Genomic DNA, 12,475 nt, shown 5'->3' with positions numbered 1-12,475 from the left:
CGGCGCCGAGGAGCGTTAGCGCCGCCGCCCGTTCCCGGCCCGGACCGCCGGCGCCCAGTCCGCAGCCCGCGGGAGCCAGGACACGATGCCGAGGAGCGCAAGGACGAGGATGAGCTCCACGCCGCCCGTGGCGAAGTAGAGGGCCTGCAGCCAGCTGAACCCTTGGATCATGACCGTCTCCGTGAGGATCCAGATCAGCATGGCGAACCCGGCAACGGCGGTCCACAGGAGGGCGGACGCGCGCCGGCCAATCAGGAGTACCGTCGCGAGCGTCTGGGTGCCACCGATGACGATCAGCAGGATGAGCGCCGGCACGAGGAACGAGTTGAAGGGACTGTTGTCCAGGAACGATCGGGGCATGCCCAGGCCGTCCGTGAGCAGCATGCCGACTCCGCCCGCGACAGCCGACAGCGCGTTGAAGACAGCCACTGCGATCAGGCTGCCCCGCGCAGCTCTGGTCAGTCCACTCGCGCGCATGGTTCGCCTGCCTCTGAATCAGGAACATCCCTGATGACGACAGTAGGAGGGCTCGTTCCGCCGTGCCAGCGTCGAAAGTCCCCCGTCGGCGGATCTCGGCCGCCCTGCTGGGCGCCCACGGACTGCGGGCCACGGACAACGGCGACCCCCACCGCGTGCGGTGAGGGTCGCCGTCGTGAGTCGTCGCCTTGGACGCGGCCGGTCAGTCCTCGAGGTCGACCTCGCGCAGCACCGTCGCGCCGATCTCGCGCTTGACGGTCTCGAGGACCGTCGGCGGAATCGCGGAGTCCACGGTGAGCAGCGCCATCGCGGTGCCCGTGGCGTCGGCCCGGGCCACCTGCATGCCCGCGATGTTGATCTCGTTCATGCCCAGAATGTGGCCGATCGTGCCGATCACGCCCGGGCGGTCCGAGTAGAACATCACCACGAGGTGCTCAGAGATCGGGATCTCGACGTCGTAACCGTTGATGCCCACGAGCTTCTGGACCTGCTTGGGGCCCGTCAGCGTACCGGCCACCGAGACCTGCGTGCCGTCCTGGAGAAGGCCGCGGATGGTGAGCACATTGCGGTAGTCCTCGGCCTCGGTCGTGGTGAGGAGGCGGACGGCAACACCGCGCTGCTCCGCCAGGACGGGCGCGTTGACGTAGGAGACCTTGTCCGACACGACGTCCGTGAAGACGCCCTTGAGTGCCGCGAGCTCGAGGGCCTTGACGTCCAGGCTCGCGATCTCGCCTGCCACCTCGACGTCGATCTGGGTGACCGAGTCCTGCGCGAGCGCAGTGAAGATGCGGCCGAGCTTCTCGATGAGCGGGATGCCCGGGCGGATGTCCGGGGCGATGACGCCGCCAGCCACGTTCACAGCGTCGGGCACGAGCTCGCCCGCGAGGGCGAGCCGCACGCTCTTGGCAACGGACACCCCGGCCTTCTCCTGCGCCTCGTCGGTGGACGCACCGAGGTGCGGCGTGACGACGACGCTCTCGTGGCCGAAGAACGCGAGGTCCGTGCTCGGCTCCTTCGAGAACACGTCGACGCCGGCGCCGGCGATCTCGCCGTCCTCGAGCGCCCGGGCGAGGGCCTCCTCGTCGATGAGACCGCCGCGGGCCACGTTGACCACATAGGCGGTCTTCTTCATCTTGGCGAACGCGTCCTTGCCCAGCATGCCCACGGTCTCTGGCGTCTTGGGCATGTGGATCGTGATGAAGTCGCTCTGCGCGAGGAGTTCGTCGAGGGTGACGAGCTTGACGTTCAGCTGGGCCGCGCGAGCCGCCGTCACGTAGGGATCGAAGGCGAGGACCTCCATCTCGAACGCCTGCATGCGTGCGGCGACGAGGGCGCCGATGCGTCCGAGGCCGATCACGCCGAGCTTCTTGTCGAGAAGTTCGGTGCCCGCGTACTTGGCACGCTTCCACTTGCCGCCCTTGAGCGAGATGTTCGCGGCGGGGATGTTGCGGGCGAGGCTCAGGATGTGGCCGCACGTCAGCTCGGCGGCGGAGACGATGTTCGAGGTCGGGGCGTTCACGACCATGACACCGGCCTGCGTGGCGGCCTTGATGTCGACGTTGTCGAGGCCGACGCCGGCGCGGGCGATGACCTTGAGCTTCTTGGCGGCGGCGATGGCCTCGGCGTCCACCTGGGTTGCGGAGCGGACGAGGATCGCATCCACGTCCGCGATTGCGGGCAGGAGCTGGGCGCGGTCGGAGCCGTCGGTGTAGCGGATCTCGAAGTCCGGGCCGAGTGCGGCAATCGTGGCGGGAGAGAGTTCTTCGGCGAGGAGGACGACGGGCTTGGTGGTCACTGGGCGGGGCCTCTCCAGTTCAGGCGGGGTAACGGCGGGAATAGCGGTGCTGAGGGATGCGGGTAGGTGAGGCGATCCGCCCCAGAAGCCGCGGCGGCGGGGCGCTCAGGTCGCCCGCCGCCGCGGTCGGCGGGGGTCAGCGCGCGGCAGAGCCCTCGGTGTAGTCGGCGTCCTGCTGCTTCCAGGAGAAGTGGGAGCGCAGCTCGCGGCCAGTGGCCTCGATCGGGTGCTGAGCCTCCTTCTCGCGCAGCGCGAGGAACTCCTTGGCGCCGTTCTCCTGGTCGTCGATGAAGCGCTTCGCGAAGGCACCCGACTGGATGTCGGCGAGGATCTCCTTCATGGACTCCTTGACGGCCGGGGTGATGACGCGCGGGCCCGAGACGTAGTCGCCGTACTCGGCCGTGTCGGAGATGCTCCAGCGCTGCTTGGCGATGCCGCCCTCCCACATGAGGTCCACGATGAGCTTGAGCTCATGGAGAACCTCGAAGTAGGCGATCTCCGGCTGGTAGCCGGCCTCGGTGAGCGTCTCGAAGCCTGCCTGGACGAGGTGGGACACGCCGCCGCAGAGCACCGCCTGCTCGCCGAAGAGGTCCGTTTCGGTCTCTTCGGTGAACGTGGTCTTGATGACGCCGGCGCGCGTGCCGCCGATGCCCTTGGCGTAGGCCTTCGCGAGGTCCCAGGCCTTGCCCGTGGCGTCCTGCTCGACCGCGATGATGTCCGGGATGCCGCGGCCCGCGACGAACTCCCGGCGCACCGTGTGGCCCGGAGCCTTCGGGGCCACGAGGATCACGTCGACGCCGGCCGGCGGCTGGATGTAGCCGAAGCGGATGTTGAAGCCGTGGCCGAACACCAGGGCGTCGCCCGCCTTGAGGGCCGGAGCGATCTCATCGGCGTACAGGTGGCGCTGGGCCTGGTCCGGCGCGAGGATGACGACGACGTCCGCCTCCTCCGCGGCCTGGCGCGGGGTGAGGACCTTGAGGCCCTGCTCCTCGGCCTTGGCACGGCTCTTGCTGCCCTCCTGGAGGCCGACGCGGACGTCGATGCCCGAGTCACGGAGGTTGAGCGCATGGGCATGGCCCTGGCTGCCGTAGCCGATCACAGCGACCTTGCGGCCCTGGAGGATCGAGAGGTCGGCGTCGTCGTCGTAGTAGAGCTCTGCTGTCACTTGGTGTCTCCTTGAGTCTGTTTCACATGCGGGGGTGCCGACGGCGGTCACCGCCGGCCGAGTTCGAAGGGGCGTCAGGCTAGCCCGCGCGCAGGGCGCGGTCGCTCATCGACCTGGAGCCGCGGCCGACCGCGAGCGTCCCGGACTGGACGATCTCGCGAATGCCGAACGGCTCGAGGACACTCAGCAGGGCCTGGATCTTCTCGGTCGTGCCGGTGGCTTCGACCACGACCGAATCGGTCGACACGTCCACGATAGACGCCCGGAACAGGTCCACGGCCTGGGTGACCTGGAGCCGGGTCACAGCGTCCGCACGGACCTTGATGAGCAGATGGTCCCGCTGGACCGAGCTCTCAGGCTGGAGCTCGACAATCTTGATGACATTGACGAGCTTGTTCAGCTGCTTGGTGACCTGCTCCAGGAGGTCGCCTTCGGCGTTCACCACCACGGTCACCCGCGAGACGCCCGGGACTTCGGTGGGTCCCACTGCGAGCGAGTGGATGTTGAACGCGCGGCGGGCGAAGAGACCGGCAACGCGGGTGAGGACGCCGGGCTTGTCCTCGACCAGCACGGACAGGGTGTGGCGCGACATGCTCAGTCCTCCTCTTCCCAGTCGGGAGTGGAATTGCGGGCGACCTGGATGAGGTCGTTGCTGACGCCGGAGGGCACCATGGGCCAGACCATGGCATTGGGGCTGACCACGAAGTCGATGACCACCGGCCGGTCGTTGATCTCGAGCGCCTTCTGGATCGTGGCGTCGATGTCCTCCTCGCGCTCGACGCGGAAGGACGCGCAGCCGTAGGCCTCGCCGAGCTTGACGAAGTCGGGGATGCGGACCGTGTCGGCGCCCGTCTGGAGGTCAGTGTTGGAGTAGCGGCCGTCGTAGAAGAGCGTCTGCCACTGCCGGACCATGCCGAGCGAGGAGTTGTTGATGATCGCGACCTTGATCGGGATGTTGTTCAGCGCGCATGTCGCGAGTTCCTGATTGGTCATCTGGAAGCAGCCGTCACCGTCGATCGCCCAGACCACCCGGTCCGGATTGCCCACCTTGGCGCCCATCGCGGCCGGCACGGAGTAGCCCATCGTGCCGAGGCCGGCCGAGTTGAGCCACGCGTGCGGCCGCTCGTACTTGATGAACTGCGCAGCCCACATCTGGTGCTGCCCGACGCCGGCGACATACACGCCCTCCGGACCGGTGAGCTCACCGATCCGCTGGATGACGTGCTGCGGTGAGAGGAGTCCGTCCTCCGGCTCCGTCCAGCCGAGGGGGTAGTCCTCGCGCAGCTTGTTCAGGAACGACCACCATGCGGTGAGGTCGGGCGCGCCGTCCTTCTCGTAGCTGGCCTTCACGGTCTCCGCGAGCTCGGGGAGGATCTCCTTGACCGAGCCCACGATCGGCACGTCGGCCGTGCGGTTCTTCGAGATCTCGGCCGGGTCGATGTCGGCGTGGATCACGGTCGCGTTCGGAGCGAAGGTGCTCAGGACGCCGGTCACGCGGTCGTCGAACCGCGCGCCGAGGGTGATGAGCAGATCGGCCTGCTGGAGGGCCGTCACCGCGGCGACGCCGCCGTGCATGCCCGGCATGCCGAGGTGCTGGGGGTGCGAATCGGGGAATGCGCCACGGGCGGTCAGGGTCGTGACGACGGGGGCACCGGTCACCTCTGCAAGCGCAAGCAGCTCCGCCGAGGCATGGGCCTTGACGACGCCGCCGCCCACGTACAGCACGGGCTTGGACGCGGCGGCGATGAGCTTGGCTGCCTCGCGGACCTGCTTGCTGTGGCCGCGGGTCACGGGCCGGTAGCCCGGCAGGTCGATCTTCGGCGGCCAGCTGAAGACCGTCTTGGCCTGCTGGGCGTCTTTCGCCACGTCGACGAGGACGGGTCCGGGGCGGCCGGTCGAGGCAAGGTGGAAGGCCTCGGCGAGGACCTGGGGGATGTCCGCCGGATTCGTCACCAGGAAGGAGTGCTTCGTGATGGGCATGGTGATGCCCACGATGTCCGCTTCCTGGAAGGCGTCCGAGCCGATCACGGAGCTCGCGACCTGACCGGTGATTGCAACGAGGGGGACGGAGTCCATGTGCGCGTCGGCGATCGCGGTCACCAGATTGGTGGCTCCCGGACCTGACGTCGCAATGCAGACTCCCACACGCCCGGTGACCATCGCGTACCCTTGGGCCGCGTGGCCTGCGCCCTGCTCATGGCGCACGAGAATGTGGTTGATCTTCGAAGCCATCAGAGGGTCGTAGGTCGGCAGGATCGCGCCGCCCGGTAGACCAAAGACATCGTCCACGCCCAGTTCCTCGAGCGAGCGGACAATTGCTTCAGATCCAGTCATCTCTGTGGGCTCAACAACACGGTTGGGCCCCAGGACGGCAGAGGCAGAGTCGACGGTGTCGACAGGATCCGCGGCCTTGGCCGAGGACGGCTTCGAAGCCATCAGCGATGGGCTGATTGGCGTTCCTTTGCTCATCAGTCTCTTCCTTAGGATCTTCGTGGCGAAGGTTGTGTGCTCAGAAACGAAAAACCCCTCGGCCGCCTGGCGTCTCGAGGGGTTGCGCGTGACAGATCGTGCCAGACGGACTCAGTGAGCCACGCGCTTGGCAAGGACGACGACATCGAGCACTCTGCTCGTCGGAACGGTCTGCATGCGGACAGTCTTGCCAATCTCGCTCTGGCGTGTCAATCTGGCCCGCGCCCGTCTCAATATACGGACGCTTATCCAGCACGTGAGACTCAGGGGCGCGGTCACCCGCAGAGGGGTCACCCGAGGACGGCGCCCTCACTCGCCGAGTGGACGAGCTTGGCGTATTTCGACAGTACTCCCCTGGTGAACCTGGCCGGCAGCGGCGCCCAGCCCTCGCGGCGCGACGCGAGCTCCGCGTCGTCGACCAGGAGGTCGATCCTCCGCTGCGGGATGTCAACGCGGATGCGGTCGCCGTCGCGCACGAAGGCGACCGGGCCGCCGTCGACCGCTTCCGGGGCCACGTGGCCGATGCAGAGCCCCGTCGTCCCGCCGGAGAATCGGCCGTCGGTGAGGAGGAGGACGTCCTTTCCGAGGCCGGCTCCCTTGATCGCGCCCGTGATCGCGAGCATCTCACGCATGCCCGGGCCGCCCTTGGGCCCCTCGTAGCGGATGACGACGACGTCCCCCGCCGCGATCTGGCCGTTGTCGAGCGCATCCAGCGCGGCCTGCTCGCGCTCGAAGACGCGCGCGGTGCCCTCGAACACCTCGGCGTCGAAGCCTGCCGTCTTCACGACAGCGCCGTCCGGAGCGAGCGAGCCGTGCAGGATCGAGAGCCCGCCGGTGCGGTGGATCGGGTTGTCCATCGCGCGCACGATCTTGCCGTCGAGGTCCGGGGGTGCGATCTCGGCGAGGTTCTCCGCGACCGTCCTGCCGGTGACCGTGAGGGCGTCGCCGTGCAGGAGACCGGCGTCGAGCAGGGCGCGCATGACGACGGGAACCCCGCCCACCCTGTCGAGGTCGTACATGACATACCGGCCGAACGGCTTGAGGTCTCCCAGATGGGGAACCCTGTCCCCGACCCTGTTGAAGTCCGCGAGCTCGAGCTCGACCTCGGCCTCGCGGGCGATCGCCAGGAGGTGCAGCACCGAGTTGGTCGAGCCTCCGAACGCCATCGTCACGGCGATCGCATTCTCGAACGCCTCGCGCGTGAGGATGTCGCGTGCGGTGATGCCCTGCTTCAGCAGATTCACGACGGCCTCCCCCGAACGGTGGGCAAACATGTCCCGCCTCCGGTCTGCGGACGGCGGGGCTGCCGAGCCCGGCAGGGACATCCCGAGCGCCTCGGCAGCGCTCGCCATGGTGTTCGCGGTGTACATGCCGCCGCAGGCGCCCTCGCCCGGGCAGATGGCCCGCTCGATCCGGTCCAGGTCCCCGGTGGACATCCTGCCCGCCGCGCAGGCGCCGACGGCTTCGAAGGCGTCGATGAGCGTGACGTCCTTCTCGGTGCCGTCCTCGAGCTTGACCCAACCCGGCATGATCGAGCCTGCATAGAGGAAGACGCTGGAGACGTCGAGGCGCGCGGCGGCCATGAGCATGCCGGGCAGCGACTTGTCGCAGCCCGCGAGGAGCACCTGCCCGTCGATCCGCTCGGCCTGCATGACCGTCTCGACCGAGTCGGCGATGATCTCGCGCGAGACCAGCGAGAAGTGCATTCCCTCGTGGCCCATGGAGATGCCGTCGGAGACGGAGATCGTCCCGAACTGCATCGGGAATCCACCCGCGGCGTGGACGCCCTCCTTGGCGGCCTTGGCGAGGCGGTCGAGGGAGAGGTTGCAGGGGGTGATCTCGTTCCACGAGCTCGCAATGCCCACCTGCGGCTTGGCGAAGTCCTCGTCGCCGAAGCCGACCGCACGCAGCATGCCGCGCGCGGGGGCAGCGTGGATGCCGTCCGTCACCACGCGGCTCCGCGGCTTGGGGTCGACCGGCGTCGAAGGGGCCGCCGACCCCGAACGAGCCGTCGACGCTGAAGGATCCGCTGACACAGTCTGGGCCATGCTCTGCTCGGTCATGGCGCACAGTCTAGGACCGGAGGGTGAGGCAGATCACGGGTCCGGGAGGTGCAATCGCGAGCGGGTCCCTTCACCCGCGCAGGAGGTCGTCGTGCAGGACTCGGCGCGCTTCAGCGTGGACCATGTCCATGACGCTGCGCACCGTGGGCCGCGCGGCCACCTCGGCGCGCGCAAGGAGCACGATGCTACGACCCGCGTGGACTCCCGTGAGCGGCCGCAGAACGAGTCCGCTCGCGAGCGCCCCACGCGCGGTGAAACGCGGGAGGAGGCTCAGTCCGTGCCCGCCCCGCACGAGGGCCTCCATGGCCCTGAGGTCCGGCATGAGCTGCGTCCGCTCGATGACATGGCCCGCCTGCAGCTCGACCTGCCGCAGCACGGTGTCGAAGGGGAACCCCGACGGCACGCCGATCCACGGATAGCTGGCCACATCGGAGGGTTCGAGCGCTGCCTTGGCTGCGAGCGGATGGGCCGCGGGGAGCGCAACGTCGAGCGGCTCCTCGAGGAGGAGCTCGACCACGAGGCCGGGCCTCGCGAACTCGGCGGGCCCGTTGACCGAGTGGGCCACCACGACATCCACATCCGCCGCGAGGTCGATGAAGCCCTGTACGTTCGGGTCCTCGAGCCGAGCATCGAGGCGCAGGCCCTCACGCTCCGCGACCCGGTCCAGCAGGCCCGGGAGCAGCATCTCAGCCGAGCTTGGGAAGAAAGCCGCCGTCACAATCGCCTGTTCTCCGCGGCGGTAGCCATCGGCCGTGGCCTCCGCGCGGGCCATGGCGACGGCCACTCCGGCCGCGGCAGCCGCCATCGCCTCCCCTGCCTCGGTGAGCCGCACGCCGCGGCCCTGGCGCTCGAGGAGGACGATCCCGAGTTCCTCCTGGAGGAGCTTGAGCTGCTGCGAGACGGCCGACGGCGTGATCCCGAGGGCGTCGGCCGTCGCGCCGACGGTGCGGCGATCGGCCAGTTCCCGCAGGAGCAGGAGTCTGCGGAAGTCCATGCGCACAGGCTACTGGGCCGGGCCGCCGTCCGGCCCCGCCGCCAGACGGGATACGTAGACTGTCCACGGTGAAAGGAGCATGAATGAGCAGCACAGCCGCCGGAGACGTTCCCGGCTCGGACGTTGCGTTGAAGGCAGCGCTCCACCATGTCTTCGATACCCAGATACCCAACTACGGCGACTACAACCTCGTATGCGCCTCGGAGTGCGGCGGGACAGTGACGGGCCAGCGCCCGGCCGCACCTGTCCCGGCGGGCATCATCGTCGGGTACCGTCGCAGGCCTGTCGAGCTGATCCTGACCCCGTTCAACCGCGCGACGCTCGCGGCGCTCGACCGACCGGTTGCCATCGACCTCTCCAATCTCGCCTTCGTCGCCGAGGCCGCCCCCGGCGCCTTCGACATTGCCATGAGCACGGGCCGCATCATCACCCTCACCCTGCGCGCGACCTGCGTCCTGGGCCCCCATTCGGCCAGTACGCTCTCACAGGACGAGGATGCCGCCGATCTCGCCTCCTTCCTGCGCGATCTCGCGGACCTCTAGGCACTGGACTCCGGCTGGGCACGAGTCGTTCAATAGGCACATCCGTCCACAGCGACGGGACCTTCACGGAGGCTGCCATGGACGTGGTGCTGATCGGGATCTCGGGCGCCATCACGCTCGCCCTTGCCGTATGGACGGTGGTCCGCGAAGATGCCTCGACGGCGCGTCGCGGACGGCATCGTGGATCTCTCCGGACGCTCACCTCGGCATCCGCGGTGCCTCGCGGTCCGGCCTCGGCCTGAACGCATTGAGGGCCCCGGCGTCAGCCGGAGCCCTCAATTTCTTCCGTGCGCCCCCCGGGACTCGAACCCGGAACCCATTGATTAAGAGTCAATTGCTCTGCCAGTTGAGCTAGAGGCGCATTGTCGCTGCAGGAAGATTTCGACGATCCGTTTGGATCATCTCCGTGCCCCGCAACGACATGAAACTCTACAGGAGTCCCTTCGAAAAACGAAATCGGCGCCGAGCCTTTCCGGCGTGAGCTCGGCCACCGCGTCGACGGCTGCCCTGTCGCTCTACGGGGGCCGCTAGGCTCGTCGTCGTGACCACTTCTGGACCTGAACGCCGCCTCACCGCGGGCGATGCTGCCCCTGCCTTCTCCCTCCCGGATTCCGAGGGAGGCACGACGTCGCTCGCGGACCTCGCAGGCGAGCGCACGATCCTGTACTTCTTCCCCCAGGTGGACACGCCTGCGTGCACCCAGGAGGCATGCGACTTCCGCGACAGCCTTGCGGGCCTGAACGGGGCCGGACTGAGGGTGGTGGGCGTCTCCCCTGATCCGGCCGCAGACGTGCGGAAATTTGCCGCCGCGCAGCACCTGGGGTTCCTCCTGCTCGCGGACGAGGATCACGCGGTCGCCGAGGCGTACGGCACGTGGGGCGAGAAGGTCAACTACGGGCGCGTCTACCAGGGGCTCATCCGGTCGACCTTCGTGATCGGCGCCGACGGGCGGATCGACGTTGCGCAGTACAACGTCCGCGCGAAGGGGCATGTCGCCAAGCTCCACCGGGACCTGAAGATCCTGCCGGTAGACTGATCGGGTTGCCCCGCCGTGGCGGGGTCCGCGCGAGTGGTGGAATTGGCAGACACGCAGGATTTAGGTTCCTGTGTCCTAGGACGTGAGGGTTCAAGTCCCTCCTCGCGCACTGCCTCCGGCCCAGTCCCGCCGTTGCGGTCGACCCGGCCAGCGGTTGATCCGGCCGAACAGGTCGACACCCAGTCATGACGGCGCCGGGCATGCGGCGGAAGCGAAAGGCAAAGAAGTCGTGAGCCGTTCACGGACCATCGGGCGCAGGGAACTGCTCCAGGCTGCGGCGACAGCGGCGCTGCTCGCCGGCTGCACGCCGTCGCCCTCCCCGGCACCGTCGCCCACCCCGAGTGGCTCAGCGGGCCCCACCGCCAAGTTCACGTTCGCGACCCCGGCGCCGCCGATCGCCCTTGACCCGGCGGTGACACCGGACATCGAGTCATCGCGCATCACCCGGCAGGTCCTCGAGTGCCTCCTGACCACCGATCCGGACACAGGGGCGCCGGCGCCCGCCCTCGCGACCGCGTGGACCCAGAGCTCGGACCTCCTCTCCTGGACGTTCACCCTCCGCAGCGGCGTGAAGTTCCACGACGGAACGCCCTTCAATGCCGCGGCCGTCAAGGCCAACTTCGACCGCTGGTTCGCGTTCACCCCGCAGTTCCGCGCCTCGCACCCGGGCCTTCCCTTCACTGCGGTGTTCAAGGCGCACGCGGATCAGGCAGCGCTCTCCCTGTACAAGGGCTGCACCGTCCTGGGCGACCACGAGGTCCGCATCGACCTGACGCAGCCGCTCACGAGCTTCCTGGCGGCCATGACCGCGCCGGGCTTGGCGATCTCCTCCCCTGCTGCCCTCACGGCCAGCACCGCGGACGTGGAGGACCAGACCTCGTCCGGGGTCCCGATCTCGCGCTACGCCCAGCATCCCGTGGGCACCGGGCCCTTCCGGTTCCGTGCATGGACCAAGGACGCTGTGGTCGTCGAGTCTTCACCGGACTACTGGGGGGAGCGCGGACAGATCTCCCAGCTCTCGTTCGTCGTCTACGACACTCCCCAGAGCCGGCTCCAGGCGCTCGTCGCGGGCACGATCGACGGGTACGACGCCGTGACCGTGGCGAACATCGAGACGCTCGTCCGCAAGGGCTTCCAAGTGGTCCGCCGCGACCCGTTCTCCGTCATGTATGTGGGGATGAACCAGTCGGTGCCGCTGCTGCAGAACGACAAGGTGCGCCAGGCGATTGCGATCGGCATCAACAAGGATGCGGTGATCAAGCCGTTCTTCCTCGAGGACACGAAGACGGCGTCCCAGTTCGTTCCGCCCAAGCTCAGCGGCTTCAACACCTCCGGCGGCTTCCCCGGCTACGATCCCCAGAAGGCTAAGCGCCTGCTGAGCGAGGCCGGCTACAAGGGCGAGGAACTCCCCTTCTACTACCCGCTGAACGTGGCCCGCCTCTACCTGCCGAGCCCCGAGAAGGTCTACGCGGAGATCGCCTCCCAGCTGACGCTGCTGGGCCTGAACATCAAGCCCGTGCCGGTGGACTGGTCCGACGGATATCTGCAGAAGGTCACTTCCCCCGGGGACCACGCCTTCCACCTCCTGGGCCGGTACGGCACGTACGCCGACCCCGATGACTTCCTCGCTCCGCTCTTCGGCGCCAAGAACGGCGAATTCGGGATGTTCGACGCCCAGATCTTCAGCAAGATCGAGCGCGCCCGAGGCCTCCCTGACGGCACCGACCGGACGCAGGCGTACCAGAACATCAACGGCCAGATCGGCTCAACGGCGCCCGCGGTGCCTATCGCCTACCCGATCTCGGCGGTTGCAGTCTCGGCGCGGGTGGCGAGCTATCCGACGTCGCCCGTGCTCAACGAGACCTTCAATCATGTGACCCTTGTCTCAGCCTAGTGAAGGCCGGAAAAATATCCTTCAAGGGGCTTGACTGACC

Annotated in this window: 11 protein-coding genes and 2 tRNA genes; 5 read left to right on the top strand and 8 right to left on the bottom strand. The window is 68.2% G+C overall.

The window, feature by feature from the left end:
- Positions 1–15 precede the first annotated feature (15 nt).
- The 7 genes from RBS60_RS10560 to RBS60_RS10530 form a co-directional block, all read right to left on the bottom strand.
- Positions 16–429, bottom strand: a complete 414-nt coding sequence (locus RBS60_RS10560; RefSeq protein WP_307957513.1) for a hypothetical protein — start codon at positions 427–429, stop codon at positions 16–18.
- A 250-nt stretch (positions 430–679) separates the two neighbouring features.
- On the bottom strand, positions 680–2,272 hold the full coding sequence (serA, locus tag RBS60_RS10555) for a phosphoglycerate dehydrogenase (protein WP_307957512.1): 1,593 nt from the start codon (positions 2,270–2,272) through the stop codon (positions 680–682).
- Positions 2,273–2,408: 136 nt separating this feature from the next.
- On the bottom strand, positions 2,409–3,437 hold the full coding sequence (ilvC, locus tag RBS60_RS10550) for a ketol-acid reductoisomerase (RefSeq protein WP_307957511.1): 1,029 nt from the start codon (positions 3,435–3,437) through the stop codon (positions 2,409–2,411).
- A 79-nt stretch (positions 3,438–3,516) separates the two neighbouring features.
- Complete coding sequence (gene ilvN / locus RBS60_RS10545; protein ID WP_307957510.1) at positions 3,517–4,029, bottom strand: acetolactate synthase small subunit; 513 nt, start codon at positions 4,027–4,029, stop codon at positions 3,517–3,519.
- Between the two features lie 2 nt (positions 4,030–4,031).
- The gene (locus tag RBS60_RS10540) at positions 4,032–5,906 is read right to left on the bottom strand and encodes an acetolactate synthase large subunit (protein WP_307957509.1); all 1,875 of its coding nucleotides are present in this window, start codon (positions 5,904–5,906) and stop codon (positions 4,032–4,034) included.
- 290 nt (positions 5,907–6,196) lie between these two features.
- Positions 6,197–7,954 carry a dihydroxy-acid dehydratase gene (gene ilvD / locus RBS60_RS10535; protein WP_307957637.1) on the bottom strand — a complete coding sequence of 586 codons (1,758 nt, stop codon included), beginning with the start codon at positions 7,952–7,954 and terminating at the stop codon, positions 6,197–6,199.
- 85 nt (positions 7,955–8,039) lie between these two features.
- Positions 8,040–8,963: a LysR family transcriptional regulator gene (locus RBS60_RS10530; protein WP_307957508.1), complete on the bottom strand. Its 924-nt coding sequence runs from the start codon at positions 8,961–8,963 to the stop codon at positions 8,040–8,042.
- Between the two features lie 83 nt (positions 8,964–9,046).
- On the opposite strand from RBS60_RS10530, the gene RBS60_RS10525 reads away from it, so the two are divergent.
- On the top strand, positions 9,047–9,505 hold the full coding sequence (locus RBS60_RS10525) for a hypothetical protein (RefSeq protein ID WP_307957507.1): 459 nt from the start codon (positions 9,047–9,049) through the stop codon (positions 9,503–9,505).
- Positions 9,506–9,582: 77 nt separating this feature from the next.
- The gene (locus RBS60_RS10520) at positions 9,583–9,747 is read left to right on the top strand and encodes a hypothetical protein (protein WP_307957506.1); all 165 of its coding nucleotides are present in this window, start codon (positions 9,583–9,585) and stop codon (positions 9,745–9,747) included.
- 46 nt (positions 9,748–9,793) lie between these two features.
- Here the strand turns inward: RBS60_RS10520 and RBS60_RS10515 are convergent.
- Positions 9,794–9,866 (bottom strand) — tRNA-Lys (locus tag RBS60_RS10515).
- A gap of 180 nt (positions 9,867–10,046) precedes the next feature.
- Here RBS60_RS10515 and bcp point away from each other — a divergent pair.
- The 3 genes from bcp (at position 10,047) to RBS60_RS10500 (ending at position 12,435) form a co-directional block, all read left to right on the top strand.
- Positions 10,047–10,541, top strand: a complete 495-nt coding sequence (gene bcp / locus RBS60_RS10510; RefSeq protein WP_307957505.1) for a thioredoxin-dependent thiol peroxidase — start codon at positions 10,047–10,049, stop codon at positions 10,539–10,541.
- Between the two features lie 27 nt (positions 10,542–10,568).
- A tRNA-Leu gene (locus RBS60_RS10505) sits at positions 10,569–10,650 on the top strand.
- Positions 10,651–10,770: 120 nt separating this feature from the next.
- Entirely contained in the window at positions 10,771–12,435 is a 1,665-nt protein-coding gene (locus RBS60_RS10500) for an ABC transporter substrate-binding protein (protein WP_307957504.1), read from the top strand.
- Positions 12,436–12,475 lie beyond the last annotated feature (40 nt).

The organism is Sinomonas sp. ASV486, from assembly GCF_030908215.1.
In the GTDB taxonomy this organism is placed as follows: domain Bacteria; phylum Actinomycetota; class Actinomycetes; order Actinomycetales; family Micrococcaceae; genus Sinomonas; species Sinomonas puerhi.
Note: the sequence above shows the minus strand (reverse complement) of the source record. Positions and strands in the feature narration are given on the sequence as shown.

Bases quoted from the DNA above. Each gene is read 5' to 3' on its own strand.
- ilvN (WP_307957510.1), bottom strand. From the start codon at position 4,029: ATGTCGCGCCACACCCTGTCCGTGCTGGTCGAGGACAAGCCCGGCGTC.
- RBS60_RS10540 (WP_307957509.1), bottom strand. From the start codon at position 5,906: ATGAGCAAAGGAACGCCAATCAGCCCATCGCTGATGGCTTCGAAGCCG.
- ilvD (WP_307957637.1), bottom strand. From the start codon at position 7,954: ATGGCCCAGACTGTGTCAGCGGATCCTTCAGCGTCGACGGCTCGTTCG.
- RBS60_RS10530 (WP_307957508.1), bottom strand. From the start codon at position 8,963: ATGGACTTCCGCAGACTCCTGCTCCTGCGGGAACTGGCCGATCGCCGC.
- RBS60_RS10525 (WP_307957507.1), top strand. From the start codon at position 9,047: ATGAGCAGCACAGCCGCCGGAGACGTTCCCGGCTCGGACGTTGCGTTG.
- RBS60_RS10520 (WP_307957506.1), top strand. From the start codon at position 9,583: ATGGACGTGGTGCTGATCGGGATCTCGGGCGCCATCACGCTCGCCCTT.